Below are 24,014 nucleotides of genomic sequence, written 5' to 3' on the forward strand. Positions count from 1 at the left end.
AATAACCTTGATCCTCAATTATCCGTTAATCAATCTGGCAACTACCTGAGCAGCCTCAGCCCGGGTAGCCTTGCTCTGTGGTGCAAACTGGCCGTTGGCCCGCCCCGTCATGAAGCCAAGCGCATGCGCTTCGGCTACAGCCTCCTGGGCCCAGGAGCTAACGCTCGCTTGATCTGCGAACGCCCCCGCAGCCCCCGCCGAAGCCACCTGCCCCCTGCTGTACTCGTAGGCACGAACCAGAATGACAGCCATCTCCTCGCGGGTGATTGTCGCTCCAGGTTCAAAGCTCGAAGCGCTGCGCCCGTTTACGATCCCCAATTCACTAACCGCCGCGATGGCTTCCGCATACCAATCAGAAGCTGCTACATCGGTAAATGTCACCTCCGCATCGCCTGTTGCTTCAAGCCTTAGCGACCTGGCGATCATGGCCGCAAATTCTGCGCGAGTGATTGACTTCTCAGGTGCAAATTGAGCTGCGCCCGTTCCTTCAATAATGTGCTTCGCGGCCAATAGCTTCAATACGGGCGTTGCCCAATGCGTTCCGGCAACGTCGCTGAAGGACAGATCATAGCTTAATGGTCCATATACCCCATTTGTAATCAGATCTGCTATCAGCTTGCCATCTTGGGTCGTCCCGCCAATATATTTAATATGCCCGTCGGAAGTGATAAGGTACAACCCGATCAAATCCTTATTTACGCCGGTATCTACATTTAAAGTCATGATAAGCGGCTGCACAAATCGATCCGGCTTCAGTACGGGATAGTCTTTCCCTGCCGAGATAGATAGCGAGAAATTCAAAATTGCACCTGCCGTACGCACATCTACTTCTTCCCGACCATTAATCCGATCCAATAAAAGTGCACGGTCGCCCTCTGTCATTTGGCTGAATTGAACCGTGATAGTTCCATTCTTCAATTGCTCCTCTGTTAACAGGGCCTGCAATTGTTTGTAGACTGTCCCCGGCAATTGCAGTACGAAATCCTCGCTCTTCAGCTCGATGACCGTTTTATCGGTAATCCCCGTCGCATTCGCAGCAATAATCGCTTCTTCTGCCTCTTTGGCGATTTCCACAGCAATCTTGCCGTCTTGATCCGGCCCTGGAAGGACGATGATCTCGCTTCCTGAACCCTCCGGAGAGATATTGCCACTATTGCTGCCGCCGCTGCTATTCCCGGAGCTGCTGCCAGAATTGCCATTATTACCGCTGCCACCGTTATTTGAATTATAAGGAGTAGCCTGCCGCTCTACCGAATTCGCGCTTTCTCCCGCTTCGTTGCCAGCAGACACTACATAATAATAGGTGGTTCCATTGCTTAATCCGGTATCCTTATAACGAGTCGTTTGAAGGTGAGCTGCCACTGTCGTATAAGGCCCGGCCGATTGAACACCACGCTTCACGTTATAATATTGAGCCTCTGCAGCTGCTTCCCAGCTCAGTTCTACAGATCCGTCGCCTGCCTTCGCTTCCAGTCCACCGGGTACCGTCGGTATCACAACATCCGATCCATCTGTAAATTTGACATTATCGATATACATTCTTCCCGCAAAATCACTATCTACATCTGCAAAAATAAGAATCATATTTCGCAGCTCCGTATCGTCCGTGATTCCGTCTATTTCCCTCATATTAAGGCTGACCGGATAGTGGTACACGGAGTCCGTTACCGCAGCTCCTGCCAACTGATCGAACTCAATATTATAGCTCGCAGGAGCCTGCTGCCAATATCCGGCAGCAGGCGGCTGAAATATGAGATTAATCGCCATCGCTCCCACGCTTGCCCGTTCAGGCTTAAGATACAGATCGAACATGACATAATCATGATTCCCACGAATAAGTCCATCCTTATACAAATCTAACCTTGCCGCGGATGCCCAACCATCGGATGGTTTAACATCCGGATAAGCCAACTCCCAGGAAAGAGCCTGCGAGCCCTGGGCCTCTTCTATCGTGAGAGGACTCTTGACCGCGGATTCCGGATTCCAATCCCAACCCTGCCGTGTACCATCTTCGAAATCAGAAGGAAGCGCGGCCGTTCCTTTCGGAGCATGAATAACCGGAAGCTCCACCTTGGTGCCTGTCACTGTGATATTGTCGAGCGAGATTATGTCCGTATCCTTCGCCCCAACGAACAGAATCAAATTGTTCATCACATTATTTTCTGCACTCTCAGCGATCGTCTTAAATGAAGGAGAATCCTCTGTCGTAATGGAGAGGACAGCCTTATATTTATTGCTGCCATAAGGCTCAAAATCATCTTTATTCACCTGTACCGCCCGCTCCGGGTTCGCCCATCCTGATGAAGGTCCTTGCGGAATCGCCGCAATGGATACCGTCGTCTTCTCGTCCACGATAACATCCATAGTCAATTGTTCTGCGCCCAGGATGTTAGCCGTCTTCCCCCAGCCATCCGCAGATAAGCGGATATTGGCCCAATAATTATCCTCGCTTGTATCCGTGCTCACGTTCAGTCCAGTAATCTGCAAAGCATCACCCACATTGCTTAATGCAATGCTCTCTCGATTCGGACTGTCTCCATTGACCCCAAATCCCTGCGTCGTGCCGTCTTCGAAATCCCATAAAACCTGAGAATACTTATTCCGGTCAATCGGCTCATACGCAATCCCCTTGATTCTTGCCCGCACATATTCACCGGACACGGTCAACTCGGGAATAGACCAGACCTGATCCTCCCCGGGATCAAGAGCGGTTGCCGGCTGCTTGCCGAGTTCCAGCGGCATGAAGGCCGCAGAGGTCTCGTTCTTGTTCGTTAACGACCAGTTGACCCAACTAATGTTGTTCTCATTCAGGAAGCTAAGCCATTGATCAGCCTCCTGCAGATATGGCCCGCCGTCCCCGCTCGCCTGGCTCGTCCCCCATTCCGTGACAAAAATCGGGACACCCTGCTCCAACGCATATCTGGCATTGCTCATAATATTCGATCTATCAGAGCTATCCGCAGCAGGCATATGCGTTCCTGTGTAGAAATGAACCGTGTACATAATGTTATCCGCTTGGATCGGGTCATCCGCAGCCAAATCCGGACGCTGACTCCAGTTCGGAGTACCCACAATAATAATGTTGTTCTGTGCATCACCCTGACGCAGCATCTCTACAATCGGTTCAGCATACTCCTTAATGGCCTGCCACCCGGATTCATCATTTGGAATTCCTGGACCGTCTGTATTATTCGGGCTTGGCTCATTCGCTAATTCATAGATGATGTGTTCATTATTCGGGTAAAGCGAAGAAATATCTCTGAAGAAATCCATGGCACCGCTGTATATATCCGCCCTCGGATCCCCCGGTGCATGCACATGCCAATCCACAATTACATACAGATCATTAGCAATGGCCAAATCAATTCCGTCGAGCACCCTCTGCCTGATCTTTTCCTGATTCGCCGGGGTACCATATCCGTTCTCACCCACATACATTGCCAGCCTGATCACATTGGCTCCCCAATCATTGGCCAAAGCGGCATAGGCATTTTCGTTAATGATTTCCGGGAACCACTGCAAGCCATGTGTACTCATTCCCCGTAATTGAATCGGGTTCCCACTCTGATCGGCAAGTGTCTTCTCCCCGTCAATCTCGACAATCTGTAATGCGCCCCCTACTGACGGTTTTACCGCCGGAGCCGCTATCAAGCTGGAATCATGACCTGTATCACTGCCTTCCGGCTCCGCGGCAGCCATCATTGGCACAAGCGAGCTTAATAGCACCAAAGTCATCATCATAGCTATCATTCGCTTCCTGAGCTTCTTTCTCACCCTCAGCCCTCCCATAAATCAAGTTTTGATAATGTCTTAATCAATGATGAGACTATTCGGAAAGCGTTTTCCGAAAAGAGCAAAACAAGCTATGGACTTCTTCCATCCTACCTTAGTGCTTTTTTCTGCTGCCAATTTCTCTCCCTTCTTCACGGACTAATTTAATTCACTTCCCCTGATAAAAGCGGTTTCAATAAAGTGAACGCGCGTTTATCAAAATGTATATGGATTTGGTTCATGATTATAGCATACATGTAATAATTTGTATAGAAAACGTTTTCCGAAATAAATTGCAAAATGCACATAGAACAGCTATCCTTGAGTTATTATTCAGGGAAAGATGATAGAAAGAAGCTAGGTAGGTGGCATGTATGGCAAAAAATATTCATGATATTGCAAAAGCTGCAGGTGTATCAATAACAACCGTGTCCAAGGTTATTAACAATCGCCCCCATGTCAGTCCGAAGACAAGAGCACGCGTACAGCAAGTGATCCGTGATGAACAATTCATTCCCAATCATACGGCCCGCGGGCTGGTTCAGGGAAATTCGAAAACGATCGGGATGTTCTTAACTACCGGGTTAACCCACCCATTCTTCTCCAGAGTAGTCGTCGGACTTGAAAAGGCACTGAAAGAAACCGGATACGATCTGCTCTACCTTGTCCAGTTCGATATGGGCTCGGACTATAGTATTGTGCAGCATTGTCTGAGCCGCAATGTCGATGGGGTCTTGATCTTCGGATTCCAGAGCCATGATCTGAATTTTGAGGAAATGCTGCAGTCCGGCATTCCGACGATGTTTATAGATATGGACTTCACCGGACCACGTGCCGGATATATTACTTCCGAAAATATTGACAGCATCAAGATGGCCGTACGCTACCTGCATCAACTGCAGCATCAAAGGATTGCCTTCATCAACGGCCATCTCGATTCCTATGTCGGGAAGCAGCGGTTTGAGGGCTACCGGTTAGCATTGCAGGAGCTTGACCTGCCTTATGATCCAAAGTACATATCCATTGGGGATTTTAGCAAGGAATCGGGGTATGCCGCGATGCAGGAATTCCTGAAGCTAAGCAATCGACCGACATCGGTCATCTGCTGTTCTGATATGATTGCACTTGGCGTAATGGAGGCCGCCGCTGAAGCCGGGCTATCGGTTCCGGATGATCTGTCTGTCATCGGCTTTGATGGCATCGAGATGTCCCGGCATACCCAGCCTGCGTTGACGACGGTTCAGCAGGATTTTCTCACTCTGGGAGAACAGGCGATCCGTTCCTTGAATGAGATGATCCATTCACCTAACTTGCCTCCCCCGTCAATTATCGTTCCCACCAGTCTGGTGATTCGTGATTCATGCGCCGTCTGTCCGCTGTGATTCCCTGGGTAAAGCATAGTCCCTGTAGCTGCACCTCTAGTAAATGTTCAAAAAGCTTGGTTTTTCAGCCCCGAGAAGGTTGGATAAAGCTGGGGACTGAGGAGCGGAACGTACGTAGTTGGTTCGTGAGCATCGGGCCCGGCTGGATTCAAGATTCGCTATCGAATAGACTTACAGTTCGGCATCGGGTTCAAAAGGGGGCTTATTGAACACCCCCTTATAAATAGTAATGATCTCCTCCATTGGCATCCGCACTAACCCACTGGAGGAGGGGGCTACAAATTCCTGCACATCCTCGATGATCGGCTCCGCTTGGAATCCCCACTCTACTTGAGAACGGCGGCTAAATTCCGTATATACCCCTTTTCCGACAAAGCAAGCCACCTGCGGACGATACAGCTCAAGCTTATCGCACAGAATTTGCCTGCCTTGCGTATATTCTTCACGGGTGATCTCCTCCGCCGTACGCGTCGGCCTGGATACTATATTGGTGAAGCCGTATCCCAGCTCCAACAGTTCATGATCCTCTGCAGCCGTATACAAGCGAGGGGTCAGCCCCGAACGATACAGTATTCGCCAGAAGTTATTGCGCGGATTGGCATAATGATGACCCACCTCCCCTGATTTCAGACTGGGATTGAAGCCTATGAATACGACCGATAATCCGGTTCGCAAATGATCGGGTATCTCCTTCATGAGGATCGAGCTCCTTTCCTGCTGTGGTTATGCTGCGTTATTTTATCGGGAAGTAAGAAAAAGAAGATATACAATATTATAAACATCAGCAGGGCAATTCCTTCCTCCGCCAGCAAATAATACGGGTACGGGCCTAATAGATTGAGCAGAGATGCCGTATCCGGCTTATGGGCCAGAAACATATAGTTCGCCCCGATCGCATAATCCACTCCCCATACTGCCGCCGCTGAAATATTCAGCAAGAGCATCGCCCAAGCGACGGACTTCCAGCTCAACTTGTAGCCTTCGATCCAGGTCATGTATAACGAAGCTAATATAATCGCCGCATGAGAGATGAAAAATTGAAAATAACGAAAGTGCGGAAATTCATACGACAAATTAGGCGTAATTAGCGCTTGAAGCGCGCCCGCGATTCCGGCAAGGAACAGAAAGGGATAAAGCCAGCGACTGCGCGTCAACAGCATAATGATAGACAACAGCAGGGTAAGACTGCACAGCTCAAGCGGCAGCGTGTATCGGGCATCCCAGATGTTCTGCGACAAATACCAGATATTCAGGCTGGCCTCAGACAAGAGCAATAACAAGGCCAAGCCGTAGCGAATGGTTCTTCTTAACCTTGGGTGATTGCGTATTGCAATTCTCGTATGAAATAAGCCTAGAATCAAAAGCAGCACGACGGCAAGCGCCAGTATATGAGGAAAAGATAGAAGGACAAAGCCGGATATCGCCCCGGAGGAAAAAAAAGCATCCATGAATCCTTCACTCCTTCACTGATCGAATAATGATGTCAGGGTTTAGCTTCCCCTAATTATATGCAATCGTACCATGAGCCGACTAAGGATGAACAGTCCTCTGGCAGGGCGTGATTCATAATAATGAAGGGAAATGATTTAATAAGAAGTCTTGCCAAGCCGCCCTGAACATGTAAGGATGAGGATGAGGCTAACAGAAACTGGATTTAATATATGAAAACGATTACACAAGTGGAGGGTGAGAACAATGAACGGACAGGAGCAACGTAATATTTCCGTGAATCAAGTCGGCTATCCTATGCATTCTAGCAAGGTCGCCGTTATTGCTAACGATAGCGGGATTTTCCATCTTGTTGACGATCAGCGCGGAGAGAGTGTGCTTGAAGGGAATACCACACATCCCGTTGTGGATCAAGTGGCTGGTGTATCTATCTCTCAGGCCGACTTCTCCAGCTGGATTACACCCGGGATATATCATATTGAGCTCAATGGCCGCAGGTCAGCAGCTTTCACCATTTCAGAGCGCCCCTACGAACAGGTTCACCGCGGGCTATTAAGAGCGTTTTATCTGTTCCGCTGCGGTATGGAATTGAAGGGGGAATATGCCGGAGCGTGGACACATCAAGCCTGCCATACTCAGGAAGGGATCGTATACGATGATCCTTCGCGCAGGCTGGACAGCTGCGGAGGCTGGCATGATGCCGGAGATTACGGCAAATACTCCGGACCCGGAGCCAAGGCCGTCGCTGATCTGCTTCTCGCCTATGAGCTTCGTCCGGAGGCTTTTCAGCAGGCTATTCCTATTCCGGAGACGGACGGACGAATGCCTGATATTTTGCATGAATGCCGTTATGAACTGGAATGGCTGTTCAAAATGCAGGATAAACGGAGCGGTGGCGTGTTCCATAAGCTCACGACCAAATATTTTCCTGCGCTTAATATAATGCCGGAAAATGACCGGGATGATCTGTACTTCCTTCCTGTCTCAGCCACGGCCACCGGATGCTTCGCCGGAATTATGGCTATGGCCTGCCGGATTTACAAGCCCTTTGATCCTGAATTTGCACAGCATTGCCTTCAGGCAGCAAGACGGGCATGGTCCTGGCTTGAAGAACATCCGGACGTTCGAGGCTTTAGAAATCCTATGGATGTATACACTGGAGAATACGGAGACAACCTGGATTTGGATGAGCGCTACTGGGCCTCAGCCGAACTGTATCGAACTACCGGAGAGGCTGTTTACCACACCGCCTTTTTGGAGCTGGCGAGAAAATCTTTTCCCAAGTATGAGCTCGGTTGGGCAGATATGGGCGGGTATGGAACGATCGCCTATCTGCTGAATGATAGCTTTGAGGTTGATCAGGAGCAGCATTCCTCTCTGTTAAGCGGACTATTCAATGAAGCAGACCAATCAATTCGCCGCAGTACTGTAGATGGTAATCTAATCTCCCTGGAGGAGACGGACTATATCTGGGGCAGCAATATGGTTGTCATGAATCGGGCTATGCTGTTATTGCTGGCCAGTCATTTCAGTGAACAGAGAGATTACGAAGCTTGTGCGCTGGAGCATGTGCATTATTTGCTTGGGCGTAACGTGCTGGATATAAGCTATGTTACCGGGTATGGGGACCGCCCTGTCATGTATCCTCATCATCGCCCTTCCGTCGGGGACAAGGTTGATGAGCCGGTGCCCGGCCTGGTGGCTGGCGGTCCGAATCATGGACTTAATGACGATTATATGATGGAACATTTGCAAGGCAAAGCTCCTGCGCAATGTTATATCGATCATCAGGACAGCTTTGCTGGCAATGAGGTCACGATCTATTGGAACTCTCCTGCTGTATTCGTCATCTCTCATTTTATGAAATGAAGCCATACATTAGGAAATAGCTGCAACCTTTGGCCGTAAGCCAGCGTTATGATAACTAAAAGGCATCCCATCTAAGGAGGAATCTTACATTGCATAAGAAGCTGATGAGGATAACGCTGGCCCTTGCCACGGTATTGGCGCTTACTGCCTGCAGCAGCAAGCATCAAGATCCGGAACTAAATACAAATGCTCAGAACCATGAAAATGCAAGTGAACAGAATGACCCTTCCAATAAACAGAATAATCCCCTTACAGATCAAGAGGATCAAGCTGCGAAGGTGATAGCCGAGTATAACGCATTGCTGCAGAGCAATGGCAAGCTGTCAGAGGCGATCAGCTACCTTCAGGAGCATATTCATGAGGTAGCTAAAGAGCAGGCCACGCAAATGCTTCTCTCTCTTGAGAACGCGCAGATACAAGCGGCACCGGCCCTTGAAGAACGTTATTACGCAGAAGACATTTTGCAGGAGCTGGCCGATAAGGGTGCCTATACGCGCAGTATAGAAGACATCATCTCCCAATTACCGGATGGCAAGCTGAAAGATTTGCTGTCGGAGACACAAGACAATGGCTATTTTCTCTATTCCGTTGAGGGGATGTTCTTTCCAGTTATCGACTACGAGACTTATACTCCATACGAGGATGAAATTAATGAGGATATCGCCGCTTATTTCAAGCTAAAGGCCAAGGACACCCAAGCACCGGCGCTTCGTGACGCGGCGATTGCCGTCAGCCTGGAAGAGCTTCTGAATCGAGCGCTTGATGCCGAGGACTTCATGACAAATTACCCTTCCTCTCCCCGTTCTAAAGAAATGAAGGTCTTGTTTCAACAGTATAAGGGGGCTATTTTCTTCGGAAGCGATAATAGCCAATTATTCGACTATTCTACCCATATCATGAATGATGAAGCTCAGAAGACCTATAATGCTTATGTTGGTAAAACTGAGGCCAGCCAAAGCCAGCTTCTTAGGGAGCTCAAGCAATATATGGATGCCGCGGCCAAGGACGGTTATAAGGATTCGGATACACTAAAGCAAATGCGTGAGAAGTTTTTGGAGATAGAGCCTGAGTAGACATCAAATGATGAAGCAACCCGAAAGAGAAGCACCTTTGTTAGAAAGGAGGCTTCACTTCCGGGTTTTTGTTGCGCTAAGCTAGTAAACGCAGTAGCAAAATGCCTATCAGCGCGGTTGACAATCCCAAGACCTCACGCCGCGCCATCGACTCCTTCAGATAGAATCGGGCATACAGCAATACGAACACAACGTTCATGGCGCTGATCGCCGAGACGATCCCGGTCACTCCCCCACGAAAAGCCGGGATCAGGAAGATCATGCCGGCGATATTGGAGATCCCGACAAACAGCCCCCAGCTCAGCGTCTTGCCGCGGCTCCATTGCACAGGAGCGGAAGCTGTTGCAGGAGAAGCTGCACTCGATGCAGAGCCTTCAGTCTCTGTGACTGCACTAATGGCCACCTGCTTGGAGGTTCTGTACTGGCTTATGGCCCACTGCGCGCCAAACAGCACCGCTCCCGTTCCGTACATCACGGATAACAAGGGAAGCGTAGACGCACCCGACAGCGTAGCCTGCTTGGAGGTTAGATCAGTCATGCCAAAGAATAGCATGGTCAGAATCCCCCATTGGATGCCTTTTAGTTGTCCCAGCTTTAAATCCTGGGAGTACTTAATTAGCAACAGTCCGAGAATAACCACGACAAAGGAAACAATCTGCCACAGATTCAACGTCTCTCCCCACAACAGATATGCCATAATCACTACAACCACGGGCGGAAGTCCGGTGAATAAAGCGATCAACGATGCTTTGCCAACCGCATAGCCTTTATACATGGAAGCATTGGCGATGAAGGAGAATCCGCCCATTAACAGACCGATGATCGCTCCATTATTCCAGGCTTGACCTGCAAACACATTGCTGACCAGTGCTATGATAGTTCCCGACAAATAAACGCCAAATAACAGTAAATTCCGATCAAGCGGACGCTGGGACGTCCATTGGTACAAGATTCCCCGCATCCCAAAGCATGTTGCCGCAGCCATAGCAAAGACAAACCACATTTCTCTCGTCCTCCTACTTCAACTTTCTCTCTATTTATGTATTTTCCTTGATACCGCAAGCAGCTCATAGAAAAAAAGCTGACACCTCCGCGTCAACCCTATTTCTTGACATGATTATGTATGAAAAGCCCTCTTTAAATGCTTATTATATGAAACTCTTAAACGTTGATTATACACTAGAATTGGAAGAAGAGGTAGGGTAAATAATGTGGATATGCAGTACTCCATACGGACACTTTATTCCGCGGATGAATGCTTATCTAGGTATAGGCAAGCCGGAGGTACTCCGGCTTGCCTGGTCTTCGAGTCATTCTTCCATCAATGCGTCACTCGGGATTGAAAATCATCCCGGCTCGATTTGTTGGCGTGGTACAGAACCCCGTCCCCATTCTCCAGTTCAAACGTATTGCCGTAGGCATCCTGAACCTTGGACTGGAAACCTTCCATCTCCCACTGATTCTGACGCTTCACGCCCCTGATCACTTTGTTCATCTCCGGAGCGTGAATATACTGCAGATGCGGCTCGTCCAGCTTGCCGTCCCGGATACTTTCGATATCAAAGTTCACCAGAATGTACCCATTCTTATAACGGTTCTGCAGGAATATCTGCGATTTATTATCCAGCTTCCCATTCTTCCGGTGATATTCCTGCAGTGATTCCCCGGCCTTCACAATATACGGAGCAGCCGGCAGGCTATATTCTCCATACCACTGCTGAATCGAGGCGTTCGCCCGCTGCGCATCCACCACCTGCGGCATCGCTACTCCCTGATATTCCTTCTTCGGTCCAATCATCGTCCGCAGCTGCTCCGGCAGTAACAGCAAATCATAGCTCCCCACCGGCGTCTTCTGTAATGTGACTTTATCGACGTATTCACTTACGTACTGCTCCAGACTTTTCTGACCGCGTAACCATGCGGGTTCATACAGATAATATTTATACTTTGCCGTATCCTGCAAACTCGTTACTGGAACATTCCGCAAGCGCTCATTCAAGATTACATAACGGCTGACCTTATCATCCTTCGAGCCGATTTTGACAAATGGCTGACTGTTCGTGCTGTAGTATAAATCCACCTGCTCTCGTACCTTTCCGTCATGACTCACAAAGTAAAAGGTCGGTGTGATGCGGATTCCATCCAGCTTCTCGAACATATTGCCCTTGGTCTTCAGATCAAACTTGAAATGGTAGCCAGTCTTGATCGATACGTTCTTATAGCCTTGAAACGGGTGACTTCCTGGGCGAATGAGTACGCTGTACGGGGATTGATTCCCTCTCGGGTCTCCATCAATTTTCCCCATCCCTACCCAGTAGGACACTCCTGTTGGTTCTGCTGCTCCCTTGCCTTGACGGAATACATTCTCCCAGTTGTAATCGGCGATGTCAGTAATATGGAAATCATACAGCCGGCCGATCACCTCTACGGATACTTGGTCCAGGGCCATGTGATTCACCAGATCCAGGTTGGCATCATCCTGGGCCGGAATATCATCAGGATTGCCACCTGGAGCATTCTCCGCAATATTTCGGAAATACACCTGATAATCTCCTTCATCGACCCAGACTGGTAGGAAGAAGGTTGCTTCCTCCTGATTCACAGGAACCTCGATCCATGTTCCCTTGGGGACAAAGGTCTGGAAGCCGCTGCTCTCTCCCATATAGACATCGAACTCGAACTTGACCTGCTTCGATCTGAAATACTTGGCATAATCCCGATTCCCGTATCCGGGGTAATTGCTCTCATTTAAATGCTGGCCCGAGGTCGGAATTTTCACTATGAACGGCCGCTCCAAAATAAGGGCCGACCGCCTCTCATTCGGCTTCGTCTTCTGGTTATGTGCTGCATCATCCGATACTGACGAGTAGTTGACGACCGGGGTATGGACCGTGACGTTATTAATCCGGTTGATAGAAAACTCTTTCCCGCCGCTTCCGCCAACGTTTTCAGGCAGTAAATCATAATATATAGTTCCTGTACCTGGTGTCTTCGCCTTATTCAATAGAGATCGACTAATCAGGAGACGATCCTGGTATAATACCCTGTCCCCAATTGGCTCGGGTGGAGGGATGCTTCCTGGCGTAGGCCCACTTCTTAACACGGTCACATCATCCATAATGATCTCACTATTAAAGATAACAAGATCATTTTTAACATCAGGGTCATCCGTCTGAGACTCTGCCATTCCTAGTAATTGGGAAGTATCATCCGGTGGCGACGGTCGCTCATAGCCTCCTACAACGGTAGGTGGGTCAAAGATGATCGTCCCGGACTCCTTCGGCATAACATGGTCTTCTACCCTGTCGCTATTATCTAATAGCACATCCGGAGGATCATAAGCATCTGGCCATAATGTAACCTCGCCATCCGGGAGAGCATAATTTCGCATTTCTGCTCGGTCAATGCCGTACACCTCTAGATTTTTGATTTGCCAATAGTCATAGTCCCTTGTAAATTCAAAGGTATATGTCTTATGCTCCGTATCATACATATCGATATCGGGCTGTGGCACAGGGTTCCCTTCCGCATCCGTTGTATCCGGCTGCTTCTCCTTCCATTCAAGTTCGTATTCAACATCTACCTTGCATTTATATTGAACCTTACCTTGCATATTGCCAAATGTATGTTGATATAAGTAATTGAGTCCCCATGCATTCGTGTATAGATACTCCGAAGTAGGAATTGCCTGCTCAACATCGAACCTGTAGGGATAATTCCATAAATCATCCGCCAGAATAACGCCGGTCGCTTCTGGATCCATCACAGATGATTGTGGAGCAGCCACTTCTCCAGGTGGTGGAAGAGTCCATTCACAGTCTCCCTCTCCCCCTCCACACCCAGGAAGGGTAGGATCTTTGCTGCATTCCGGAACATCTTCCTTCCAAACTGAAACAACGTAGGTCCCTTGTAGATCGACCGTGAAATTTCGTTCAAATACTTTAGGATCTCCATTAGCCAATACCTGCTCAAATTTCCGATCAGAAGGTTTGTTCATTGAAGCCAGGTATGACTTGACAATAGAGTAGTTTTTTCCGTTATAGCTCAGTTTCTCCTGACCTTTGTTAATCGTATATTTTATGTCTTCTTCTCTCTTGTATTCTCCAACCTTTTCCGTTTTAAAGGGGCGTTTCGGATCATCCTTCTTGTCGGTAACATATACATGCTCTACCGGAAATAGAGCACTGTCATAAGTAGCCTCAATGTCGAAATATTCGTCAAGATCATCGCGATGAGCCCAAGATTCCGCATTTTTTATTCCCTGCAAGGAGTACCAGGGACCACTTCTTTTATTACCGTTTCCATCAATCGATATCATGACGGCACTTAAAAATAGTTTTCCCCCTTGCTTGATATCCCCCATCCCATTATCCAACAAACCTTTCGTAACCTTCGCCTCTGGAACCTCGAAGAAGGTCGTTACCGGTTTTCCAGGGGTAGGAGGGTTTGGATTTTGTCCTGTTTGTTTTACATCCTTTGTACCCTCGAAGGTTACAAATTTTCCACTAGCCGTGGGCCGACAATCCTCCTTGTTTTTTCCTTTCCACGTACAAACCTCATCGGTTCTAATCGTCCAGCCTATCGTTTTATAGCGGATGGAAGAACTGGCGGCGGTCGAGGTAATACTAAATTTGAGAGCGCCGTTTTCTATAAGTACATCTATCTTGGCCTCAACTTTATTAATAAATAGATTTGAGAATAATAGGGTAAACAATACAATAATTGAAATTGACTTCCTATGTTTATTAATCATTGACTATCTACTCTTTGCTTATTTGTGACTCTTCTAAAATACTTGCGTTAACAGTAACCTTTAATGTTGGTCCCCAGTAACCTCCTACATTTGTTCCAATGGGAAAGTCTACATAACCGGAATACCATACTCCTTTTTGAAAGTTGAAACCTTCTTCACTCCACCCTTCAGAAGTATCAAATATAAGCTGTTTAGATTTACTAAAGTTATTAAATTTAAATTTGACTGTTGATCGAACATAATAATAACCATATCCATTCGCAAATATCATTGAAGGTTCGGGGACGAGAGTTCCTTCGATTTGTATTTTATTTTTTATAGCCCAATTCGTATATTGTTTCAAGTCTTTATAAACAGCACTTTTCTCAAGTTCAGATGCATACTTAATCATATGAGTGCTCATATCCCTGATCCATTGATCATCAATCGTTCTGTAGTCCACATTTAATAAGAGATTCCCGTACTCCTGAATATGCGACATCCAAATATCTATATTCTCTTGGGTAAATTCCGGTAATTGATATAGTGTCGATGAAACTCTTGCTTTCCCCTCACGATAATACGGATACTTCATCTCATATAAACTGTTTGGAATGTCAGCCAGAATATACGGGTAGTCTTTATAGTTCTTTGGAAGGTTGGTTGTACGGATTTTCCGCCCATATGGATCGACCGCTCCAATCTCTTTCCCCGGGGTTTTAATAATGATTATGTTTCTCTCTTCATCCCACTCCACTTCCCCTTTCAATACTTCACTGACAACCTGCAAAGGAACCATGACTGTTCCATCCTTTTGCAGTACCTTCGCTGGCAGGTTGATTGTGTTGCCTGCAGCTATAGCTGTAGATGATCCTACCGTTAAGGTCAGATCAATTCCTTCCTTCTGAATTTGCAGAGATTTAGATGCGTTATTCCAGCTTACCTTGGCTCCTAATTTATCCGTTACAAAGCGGATCGGAACCATCGTTACTCCATTTTCCTGATACGGAATTGCTCCCTTCATTCCCTTTACATATATGTACTTTTCTCCATCCATCATTAGCTCGACCGGTTTCCCCGCCGCCAATGCCACATTTGCAATCATTAAACTTGCTATGAATATCCCGACTATTGTAGTAAGTCTTTTCATTATTCGTACTCCTCTCTTTTGTTTGGTAAATCAATATCATCCTGCTTCCTACATAACAGTTAAATAGTACCATATCGTTTTTAAAAATGTTGTCGTTTATTGTCGGCATTGGATTGTTTCTGTAACCAAAACCCTGTTATTACTTGCATTACTAGTTCTATCCGTCTATATCTGTAGACCTCTTCAAACGTAATCATTGGATTTGATTGGATTTAAGATAATAGGAGGTAGCACATCGAAAAGAAAAACCTTGAAAGGCTAGCAGCCAATCAAGGTTTAGATATTTTACAAGGAAGAAAAATATATGCAAAAAAGAAATCGTGGAGAGATTAAACTTATCTCAGATCTTAATTGGAGTCTTCTTATTAATAAATCGGCAGTTTGCACTTTCTCTCGACTTCTTTGGCTAACCCATTACAATGAAAATTTCAGAAAATTAATATATTGCATATAATCTTCATTTTGTTACAATAGTTAAAATATTACTTTTCAACCTTAACTTTTTCTTCTGTTACTCCATAATAAGAAGGGAGGTGAAATAATTAATGAAAAAAGTTGTATTAATCTTATTACTGGCGTTATTCTCCTTCTCTACTAGCGCATTTGCTGCTTATACTGCAACATCACATGATATGTCAGTCAGTCAAACAGCTCAATATAAATTGAGTGTCGGACTATGGAGCTCTACGAATGAAACTGTTGAGTTATCTCTTTATTCCAAAGGGCCTTCCGGTCAACTTAGTCAAGTCTTCTCAATTACTGCAAATATTGGACCAACCTCTTCAAGTCCTGTCGAGTATTCAGTAGGTTATCTTAGTCCAGGAACTTATGTCCTTAAAGGACAATTCCAAGGATCATATGGCAGTCTAGGGCCTGTTAGTTTGAATCAAGTTTATTAATATTCAAAAACGACCAGGCGTATTATTTCAATCGTTTGGTCGTTTTTTTGGGGGCCAAATAGCCAGCATATTTTCTTATATCGTATAAAAATAGTACATCCCTTATATCTTGTTATAATAAATAGACCAATCATGTTACTTCTAACCCTTAACGGCCTATTTTCACTTACGGAATAGAGTTTAATGAGCTCATTCGTCACCCAGTAAATAAGAAACCATGAAAGACACGAAACCAATCAAGGTCATAATGTTTATTCCTCTTCATAGCTCATTTTAATGTATCTCCCAATTTATAGGTATCCAAATTCATCATACCCATTTTAAATTCTGCCTCTGTATTTACGATAGCAGAGCATTTTGGACATTCTATGCTAATTAATAGTAAGTTATACATGATAATATCCCACTATTTTTCACATATTACACCAATCCCCTGCTCATTCCAACCAATATTCTTCACATGATTACAAGCAACTTCAGGTTAAGTACGATTTACTAAAAGTATGCCGCATGTGAGCCGATGTCTGGATAACCAGCCTATTGAACGCTTTTGGGGTGCTTTTAAGACGGAAAGCTTTTATCTGACGAAACATGATACCTATGAAGATGTCCTCGAAGACGTGGGAAAGTATATCCGCTACTTCAACAATTTCCGCTATACAGAACGATTAAATGGCTTGTCTCCTAACGAATATCGACGGGCTGCATAATGACGAAAGAAAAATAAAAAACCTCAGCTCTGTAAAAATTGAACTGAGGGAACTAACGATTTTTTTGCACTGTCTACGTGACAGGGGGCACTTCAGTTCAAGTAGGAAAGAGCTTTTTAGAAGTTTATAAAGTTTCTCAAGTATTTATTGTTTGGTTTGTTGATTGTTTTGTACGACCTAATTGTTGGGATTGTAAAGATTATAGACAAAATGTTGGCGCAACCCCCATGGGTTCTAAATATCCACTCGTTCTATTTTTTCTATAAAGTCTTCAAAAGTCTCTGCTAATGGAAATATTGCATGATCAATACTCTCAAATGCACGTTCATAGCACCATAATATAACCTTCGGTGGTAAATTTCGGTCAAGAAAGGGTAGACATACATAATCATCATACCCCGTTCGCAATAGGGATACTACCATCCTTCATCAAATCTCTATATTCGGTATAAACTTGAAAAATGCTCTCCTCTTCAGAGTCAAATTCTAATACCTTAATTATTGAAATAGAGCCGATTTCATAGTTCAGTACAAGTTTCGCCATTAAAGATAAAATTGGATATATAATCCATTTTCTCTTCGAAATTATTTGGGAATTTCACATTTAAAGCCTCCTCTAATTTAGTAATACTTTGCATATTAATCACCGCCATAAAAGGAAATTGTGAGTCTCTATTAGTCTTTGTTGGCTTTTTTTCAAGATTAATAAAAACCCTACGCGACCAGTCGGAGTATCTGGTTACTTTTATTAAATGGATATTCTTTTTTATAAACCATTACGTTGTGGTCTTTATTATAGGCCACCGAATCTGGATGTAATAAAGTATCTTCTCTTAATTTGGCAACATCTATATCTTTTCCAAATTGTGTTTTTACTAGTAGTCGATTGAACATTTGAATTATATAAATGTTTTTCAGAATGAGTAGGAAAGAAATCTGCGGCATTCATGCCTCCATTTTCTTTATAAAATTCCTCAGGAATGGAGTTATCAAGTTTTTCCTTCACCTCACACTTAAACAACCCCAGCGGATTCACATACTTCACCGAATCCCCGTTGACATAAGCATAACGGTTAAAGGTTTGCCCATCTCTTATTCCCGAATCGTCATCCTTACTGTTCTATGTTAACTGGTCGTCTCCAGATTGTATTTACAAGATAACCATCGTTACAATCGTCATTTCAGTTGCAGACAAATTCCTATTCTTTTCTGATTCTCTCATTCACAGTCACTTATCCATTGGGATAGTTGCAAACCATGTTCCTACGCATCTAAGGAAGCGCAATCTACTACAGATGTTATAAGAGAAAGCGAAGATAACAAAAAACAGGTCAATCATGGTGGTATCTGACCATAATCGACCCGTTCAATGTAACGGAATATGGATATTTGAATTATAACTGTGCGTACAACCGCAATGAAGAAATCTTTATACGGGTATTACATGGGTTAGATGGGTTAGATGGGTTATTGGTTGAATGATCGGTTTTTTCGGCACTGGGTAGCCCCCACAAAAAAGAAACCTTGAAGGCATTAAGCCAATCAAGGTTCATACATTAGTTATTTAAGAAATTGACGGTTAATCGGTCTACCCTTATTTGAACATATTGTTCATGCAGATAACCATAATCCATCAGGAACTCACTATCAATTTCAAAAGTAATACCACCTACCTCTAAAGTCCCTTCATCAATATCTAGTTTTCCTTGTAAGGTGTAAGCCAAACTATTGTTCTCCTGCTGAATTTTGTACTCTTTCAAGTTCACTTGCTTGATAATAAATTCATCAAGTATGGTCACATCGAGTTCAATATGATATACCTCTCCAACAATGAGTTCAAACGGGTATTCATTTGCGAAGGCAATAATTTGAATTCCGTTTATTTCAAGCGTAACCTCTTCTTCAATTATGGTGCTCATGTTAATAACCTTCGCCGTGTACTGAATGGGAATTCCTCCTCTTTTACTCAAACGGGTTAATAGTTTTATTATGCTTGTTGCCATTTAACAATTTACATAAATCTTCTCCACGTTTTACATGATAGGTTGTTATATTTCCATTATTATTTGTACCAAAAAATTCAAATTTAGCTTCGCCTTTCTGAGTGTTACCCATAAATTTAACATAACCATTTCTTGTATCAACCGTTCCATTCTTTAACTTATATTCGTATTGAACTTTAGTGCCGCCGTTCATTACATCACTTGCCCCTTGAAGGTACTCATCAGCATTTTTATACGAATCTTTAAATTCTCGACCATGCTTCTCATAGTGCCCCTCAAGTTTGATGAAGGTTCTCCCTTCCCCTCACCACGTAACATACTCCCAATATTATCGCCTGCAGCACGTTCTCTCATATTAGGGAGGGTTTGTTCTTACACAACCCCAGCGGATCCACATATTTCACCGGATCCCCGTTGACATAAGCATAGCGGTTAAAGGTTTGACCATCATTAATAAATTAATATCCCCGCGGATCAGGTCTCGGTTCAGGAATCGCTCCAAACCAGGGTGGTAGTAGCGGGCTCGCATGTAGTATAAGCCGTTCGGGTCGGTCATGTCCGTCTCTACCGTTGTACTGGAATGGTTGGGTGGTAGTTCCTTCGCGCTGCTCTAATTCTCCACATAACCCATAGGTATATCGGTCGGTTACGGTACCCTGCTCATTCGTCAGTAGGGTGGTACTTCCACGTAATTCACTGTGGTAACTAGAGTACTGCCCTTGGGCATCTTCACGCCCAATTAATCCCAGTCCATAGATATAGTATGCCTTCACTTCCCCCGTTTCGTCCAGTTCCATTAAGACTCGGCTTAATCGGGAAGCATCATCCACGACATAACGAGTTGTCTTCCCACGGTAGGTCAGGGAGATTCGTTCCCCTTCCAGTCGTAGCGATAATTTGCTTTCCCGGAGCGTGTCAGGCGGTTTCTCGCATCGTACTCATATGCGCCCATCTTCTCGCCGTCGCTATAGTACAAGAGATTGCCGTCGGCATCCAATTCCACCGGATATAGACCAACGCTAGATAAGCGATTGTCCTTTCCGTAGGACAGGCTCCATGGCGAAGCTTGTTGACTATCCCGTGTTTCTGTCAGGTTGCCCCCGGTATCTATCGTAACTATACTGGATCTTCCGACCACCCCAAGCCCCGCTAATCAGTCTACGCAGCTTATCACAGGTATACTGCTTCTCCTCTTCCTGGGTGATCTGTCCGATTTCGTTATAGACATATCGATACTGCTGCAGCATGATTCCCTGCGGCGATTGATCCTTCAATCGTGTGAGCTGACCTGCTATATCATATCGATATGTAGTTTTTCAACCCCGAGTAACTTCGTTGCTCATCTAGACTTGCTCTTCATCGTAGTCTTCTTCCAGAAGCATTCATTTTCCCGATTAACAGGCTGCTTGATTATAACGAAGCCCTAAGTTGTTGCCGTTGGTGTATAGGAATGACTTCATCAGAGCTGTGCTTAGTTAACTGGCTTGTATAGGAATTACACAGGTTATCGGCGCCGTGGATAGTGATTACTTCACTCTGTACTGGATCAACCAAATAAAAAATCTTGAGAGGCTAGCCTAAAACGTATCCTTACCTGTTTATTTCAATTGGTTGTCTCCAGATTGTATTTACAAGATAACCATCGTTACAATAGTCATTTCAGTTACAGACAAATTCCTATTCTTTTCTGATCCTCTCAATCACAGTCACTCTATCCATTGTGATAGTTGCAAACCATGTTCCTACGCACCTAAGGAAGCGTATCTACTACAGATGTTATAGATTTGAAAAAAATGAGAGAAAGCGAAGATAACAAAAAACAGGTCAATCATGGTGGTATCTGACCATAATCGACCCGTTCAATGTAACGGAGTAGCGTTATTTAGTGATGAAATTCAAGCAATTATGTGCGTACTATCAAAATAGCGAAATCTTCATACGGGTATTACATGGGTTATATGTGTTATTGGTTGAATGATGGGTTTATTCGGCACTGGGTAACTCCACCAAAAAAGAAACCTTGAAAGGCACGAAACCAATCAAGGTCCACAGTCTTTATTCTTCTTCTGTCCATTCCTCAAAACCATAAGGTAAAAGTTTTTTTCTTATATTCTGTATGACTTCATCACTTGACAGGTTAACAGATACTGATTTTTGAATGTCATTAAGAGTAATAGCTATGTCTTTCCCAGTAATTGACGAAATAACTTCGGCCAAGTTCCTGTCAGACATATATTCGTAGAGCAAGGACATGAGCGGAAAATAATCATCGTTTCCAATACCATTAGGGAAAGCATGTTTTAACATCTTGTATGTGCTTTCCAAGTGTTTTGGCATTAAAGTGTCACTCAATTTACTTACCTCCTAAAGGTACTGGTGAGTGTATATATGCATCAAAATCCACTCCTTGGGCAAAAGCCCCTCTTACAAATTTAGCATCACCAGTCATAGTTGTAATTCCTAAATTATCGCCCGTACCAAAAATAATCTTATCATTCGCTCCGACTTTCTTGGTTTCTACTAGATTCATAGCCCTAGAGGACGGGTTATCAGGGATGACTTGAACGCGATTCATAAATCTTTCCGCGCGTGCTTTCTCCAATGGTCCTCCAACTCCGTTTATTATATTTCTAAATTCCCCTGCGGCAGTGTCAGTCATAACCATCTGTTTTCCATTTACATATGCTTTTAACTCATGTCTGATAGAAGAACCTTCAGATATGAATGCATTAGCAGTTCCGGTATCAATATTTACCTTCGGAAGATCACCCGTCCCCTTAGTAACTGGCAGCTCGCACTTACACAACCCCAGCGGATCCACATATTTCACCGGATCCCCGTTGACATAAGCATAGCGGTTAAAGGTTTGACCATCTCTTATATCCCCACGGATTAGATCCCGGTTCAGGAATCGCTTCAAGCCAGGGTGGTAGTAGCGGGCTCGCATGTAGTATAAGCCGTTCGGGTCGGTCATGACTCCGTCTCTACCGTTGTACTGGAATGGTTGGGAGATGGTTCCTTCGTGCTGCTCTAATTCTCCATATAACCCATAGGTGTATCGGTCGGTTACCATCCCTTGCTCATTCGTTAGTATGGTGGTACTTCCACGTAAGTCACTGTGGTAACTAGAGTACTGCCCTTGGGCATCTTCACGTCCAATTAATCCCAATCCATAGATATAGTATGCCTTCACTTCCCCCGTTTCGTCCAGTTCCATTAAGACTCGGCTTAATCGGGTAGCATCATCCACGACATAACGAGTTGTCTTCCCACGGTAGGTCAGGGAAATTCGTTCCCCTTCCAGTCGTAGCGATAATTTGCTTTCCCGGAGCGTGTCAGGCGGTTTCTCGCATCGTACTCATATGCGCCCATCTTCTCGCCGTCGCTATAGTACAAGAGATTGCCGTCGGCATCCAATTCCACCGGATATAGACCAACGCTAGATAAGCGATTGTCCTTTCCGTAGGACAGGCTCCATGGCGAAGCTTGTTGACTATCCCGTGTTTCTGTCAGGTTGCCCCCGGTATCTATCGTAACTATACTGGATCTTCCGACCACCCCAAGCCCCGCTAATCAGTCTACGCAGCTTATCACAGGTATACTGCTTCTCCTCTTCCTGGGTGATCTGTCCGATTTCGTTATAGACATATCGATACTGCTGCAGCATGATTCCCTGCGGCGATTGATCCTTCAATCGTGTGAGCTGACCTGCTATATCATATCGATATGTAGTTTTTCAACCCCGAGTAACTTCGTTGCTCATCTAGACTTGCTCATCATCGTAGGCTTCCTCCAGAAGCATTCATTTTCCCGATTAACAGGCTGCTTGATTATAACGAAGCCCTAAGTTGTTGTCGTTGGTATCAGTATAGGAATGACTTCATCAGAGCTGTGCTTAGTTAACTGGCTTGTATAGGAATTACACAGGTTATCGGCGCCGTGGATAGTGATTACTTCACTCTGTACTGGATCAACCAAATAAAAAATCTTGAGAGGCTAGCCTAAAACGTATCCTTACCTGTTTATTTCAATTGGTTGTCTCCAGATTGTATTTACAAGATAACCATCGTTACAATAGTCATTTCAGTTACAGACAAATTCCTATTCTTTTCTGATCCTCTCAATCACAGTCACTCTATCCATTGTGATAGTTGCAAACCATGTTCCTACGCACCTAAGGAAGCGTATCTACTACAGATGTTATAGATTTGAAAAAAATGAGAGAAAACGAAGATAACAAAAAGCAGGTCAATCATGGTGGTATCTGACCATAATCGACCCGTTCAATGTAACGGAATACGGATATTTGAATTATAAAATTAAAGAATCTTATGTGCGTACAACCGCAATGAAGAAATCTTTATACCAGTATTACATGGGTTAGATGTGTTATTGGTTGAATGATCGGTTTTTTCGGCACTGGGTAACTCCAGACAAATCAAATATCCACGTTTACGATTTTTCTTCACACACTCGAATAATCTCTTTAGGTATTGACTCAAAAACTAATACCTCTGGTTTTGGATAAGGTCTTTTTAACAAGTATGCTTGAAGTGTCATCATGCTATCCCAATATAACCTAATCCAATGCTCAATGCTTTCCCCTGTATAAAAGTTCAATGCTTCTTCATCAAAATCCTTGAAATCATCGTAGAAAGCTTGGTCATAGATAGAAATAGAAATATCACCATCAAATATGAGAATTTTATCCGTAAACACAGGGAAACAAAACGACTTAGAAAAACGATTAGATATATCAACACCTATAGCTTCTTTAAAATTAACCCAATCAGGAGTATTAAAAGGTCTCAAACTTTCGGTCTTTTCAAATTTCACTCTACCACCGTTACTATAACGATTATTAGACTTTGTGAAAAATTGTATTCCTTCTTGCATGACTTGTTCTTCTGAAACAAAATGTGCGTGATTTTCAGGTAAATAAGCATGATACAAAAAAAAACTCACGTTCTCTCACC

General features: G+C 44.7%; 22 protein-coding genes. 5 read left to right on the plus strand and 17 right to left on the minus strand.

Annotated elements, in window-relative coordinates:
- Positions 1-18 precede the first annotated feature (18 nt).
- Positions 19-3,774: a carbohydrate-binding domain-containing protein gene (locus BN1360_RS24245; protein WP_069188409.1), complete on the minus strand. Its 3,756-nt coding sequence runs from the start codon at positions 3,772-3,774 to the stop codon at positions 19-21.
- A gap of 371 nt (positions 3,775-4,145) precedes the next feature.
- On the opposite strand from BN1360_RS24245, the gene BN1360_RS24250 reads away from it, so the two are divergent.
- Positions 4,146-5,153: a LacI family DNA-binding transcriptional regulator gene (locus BN1360_RS24250; RefSeq protein ID WP_068782390.1), complete on the plus strand. Its 1,008-nt coding sequence runs from the start codon at positions 4,146-4,148 to the stop codon at positions 5,151-5,153.
- 171 nt (positions 5,154-5,324) lie between these two features.
- Here BN1360_RS24250 and BN1360_RS24255 read toward each other — a convergent pair whose 3' ends face one another.
- Positions 5,325-5,849, minus strand: a complete 525-nt coding sequence (locus BN1360_RS24255) for a mismatch-specific DNA-glycosylase (protein ID WP_068782391.1) — start codon at positions 5,847-5,849, stop codon at positions 5,325-5,327.
- Positions 5,846-6,601, minus strand: coding sequence for a YwaF family protein (locus BN1360_RS24260; protein ID WP_068782392.1), 756 nt, complete (start codon positions 6,599-6,601; stop codon positions 5,846-5,848). The genes BN1360_RS24255 and BN1360_RS24260 overlap by 4 nt, the downstream gene beginning before the upstream one ends.
- Before the next feature lie 247 nt (positions 6,602-6,848).
- Here BN1360_RS24260 and BN1360_RS24265 point away from each other — a divergent pair, with 247 nt between their 5' ends.
- Both BN1360_RS24265 and BN1360_RS24270 read left to right on the plus strand, forming a co-directional pair.
- A complete protein-coding gene (locus tag BN1360_RS24265) occupies positions 6,849-8,471 on the plus strand; it encodes a glycoside hydrolase family 9 protein (RefSeq protein ID WP_068782393.1) in 1,623 nt (540 codons plus the stop codon).
- Positions 8,472-8,560: 89 nt separating this feature from the next.
- A complete protein-coding gene (locus BN1360_RS24270; RefSeq protein ID WP_068782394.1) occupies positions 8,561-9,544 on the plus strand; it encodes a hypothetical protein in 984 nt (327 codons plus the stop codon).
- 76 nt (positions 9,545-9,620) lie between these two features.
- On the opposite strand, the gene BN1360_RS24275 is transcribed toward BN1360_RS24270, so the two are convergent.
- The 3 genes from BN1360_RS24275 to BN1360_RS24285 all read right to left on the minus strand — a co-directional run bounded on the left by BN1360_RS24275 (position 9,621) and on the right by BN1360_RS24285 (position 15,426).
- Entirely contained in the window at positions 9,621-10,547 is a 927-nt protein-coding gene (locus BN1360_RS24275) for a DMT family transporter (protein ID WP_068782395.1), read from the minus strand.
- A 318-nt stretch (positions 10,548-10,865) separates the two neighbouring features.
- Positions 10,866-14,297 carry a DUF5704 domain-containing protein gene (locus BN1360_RS24280; RefSeq protein ID WP_068782396.1) on the minus strand — a complete coding sequence of 1,144 codons (3,432 nt, stop codon included), beginning with the start codon at positions 14,295-14,297 and terminating at the stop codon, positions 10,866-10,868.
- Positions 14,298-14,304: 7 nt separating this feature from the next.
- On the minus strand, positions 14,305-15,426 hold the full coding sequence (locus tag BN1360_RS24285; RefSeq protein WP_068782397.1) for a copper amine oxidase N-terminal domain-containing protein: 1,122 nt from the start codon (positions 15,424-15,426) through the stop codon (positions 14,305-14,307).
- A 545-nt stretch (positions 15,427-15,971) separates the two neighbouring features.
- Here BN1360_RS24285 and BN1360_RS24290 point away from each other — a divergent pair.
- Together BN1360_RS24290 and BN1360_RS26475 are read left to right on the plus strand one after the other, a co-directional pair.
- Positions 15,972-16,325, plus strand: coding sequence for a hypothetical protein (locus tag BN1360_RS24290; RefSeq protein WP_082790190.1), 354 nt, complete (start codon positions 15,972-15,974; stop codon positions 16,323-16,325).
- Positions 16,326-16,828: 503 nt separating this feature from the next.
- Positions 16,829-17,035 carry an IS3 family transposase gene (locus BN1360_RS26475; RefSeq protein WP_082790191.1) on the plus strand — a complete coding sequence of 69 codons (207 nt, stop codon included), beginning with the start codon at positions 16,829-16,831 and terminating at the stop codon, positions 17,033-17,035.
- Between the two features lie 1,556 nt (positions 17,036-18,591).
- Here BN1360_RS26475 and BN1360_RS24300 read toward each other — a convergent pair.
- From BN1360_RS24300 to BN1360_RS24330, 11 genes are all read right to left on the minus strand, one after another.
- Positions 18,592-18,954 carry a hypothetical protein gene (locus BN1360_RS24300; protein ID WP_068782399.1) on the minus strand — a complete coding sequence of 121 codons (363 nt, stop codon included), beginning with the start codon at positions 18,952-18,954 and terminating at the stop codon, positions 18,592-18,594.
- A 43-nt stretch (positions 18,955-18,997) separates the two neighbouring features.
- Positions 18,998-19,231, minus strand: coding sequence for a hypothetical protein (locus BN1360_RS24305; RefSeq protein ID WP_068782400.1), 234 nt, complete (start codon positions 19,229-19,231; stop codon positions 18,998-19,000).
- Positions 19,232-19,438: 207 nt separating this feature from the next.
- Positions 19,439-19,540: a hypothetical protein gene (locus tag BN1360_RS26110; RefSeq protein WP_229521151.1), complete on the minus strand. Its 102-nt coding sequence runs from the start codon at positions 19,538-19,540 to the stop codon at positions 19,439-19,441.
- Positions 19,497-19,835 carry a hypothetical protein gene (locus BN1360_RS26115; RefSeq protein ID WP_229521156.1) on the minus strand — a complete coding sequence of 113 codons (339 nt, stop codon included), beginning with the start codon at positions 19,833-19,835 and terminating at the stop codon, positions 19,497-19,499. Before BN1360_RS26115 ends, BN1360_RS26110 begins: the two co-directional genes overlap by 44 nt.
- Before the next feature lie 62 nt (positions 19,836-19,897).
- Entirely contained in the window at positions 19,898-20,176 is a 279-nt protein-coding gene (locus BN1360_RS26120) for a hypothetical protein (RefSeq protein ID WP_068782401.1), read from the minus strand.
- The gene (locus tag BN1360_RS26125) at positions 20,112-20,312 is read right to left on the minus strand and encodes a hypothetical protein (RefSeq protein ID WP_229521099.1); all 201 of its coding nucleotides are present in this window, start codon (positions 20,310-20,312) and stop codon (positions 20,112-20,114) included. The genes BN1360_RS26120 and BN1360_RS26125 overlap by 65 nt, the downstream gene beginning before the upstream one ends.
- A 781-nt stretch (positions 20,313-21,093) precedes the next feature.
- A complete protein-coding gene (locus tag BN1360_RS24315; RefSeq protein WP_068782402.1) occupies positions 21,094-21,390 on the minus strand; it encodes a DUF3349 domain-containing protein in 297 nt (98 codons plus the stop codon).
- 1 nt (position 21,391) lies between these two features.
- Complete coding sequence (locus BN1360_RS26130) at positions 21,392-22,255, minus strand: DUF1308 domain-containing protein (protein ID WP_082790192.1); 864 nt, start codon at positions 22,253-22,255, stop codon at positions 21,392-21,394.
- A gap of 62 nt (positions 22,256-22,317) precedes the next feature.
- The gene (locus BN1360_RS26135; RefSeq protein ID WP_068782403.1) at positions 22,318-22,596 is read right to left on the minus strand and encodes a hypothetical protein; all 279 of its coding nucleotides are present in this window, start codon (positions 22,594-22,596) and stop codon (positions 22,318-22,320) included.
- Entirely contained in the window at positions 22,532-22,732 is a 201-nt protein-coding gene (locus BN1360_RS26140; protein ID WP_229521099.1) for a hypothetical protein, read from the minus strand. The genes BN1360_RS26135 and BN1360_RS26140 overlap by 65 nt, the downstream gene beginning before the upstream one ends.
- A gap of 758 nt (positions 22,733-23,490) precedes the next feature.
- On the minus strand, positions 23,491-24,003 hold the full coding sequence (locus BN1360_RS24330) for a DNA polymerase III (RefSeq protein WP_068782404.1): 513 nt from the start codon (positions 24,001-24,003) through the stop codon (positions 23,491-23,493).
- Positions 24,004-24,014 lie beyond the last annotated feature (11 nt).

The sequence above is a fragment of the Paenibacillus sp. GM2 genome (assembly GCF_900069005.2).
Lineage (GTDB): Bacteria > Bacillota > Bacilli > Paenibacillales > Paenibacillaceae > Fontibacillus.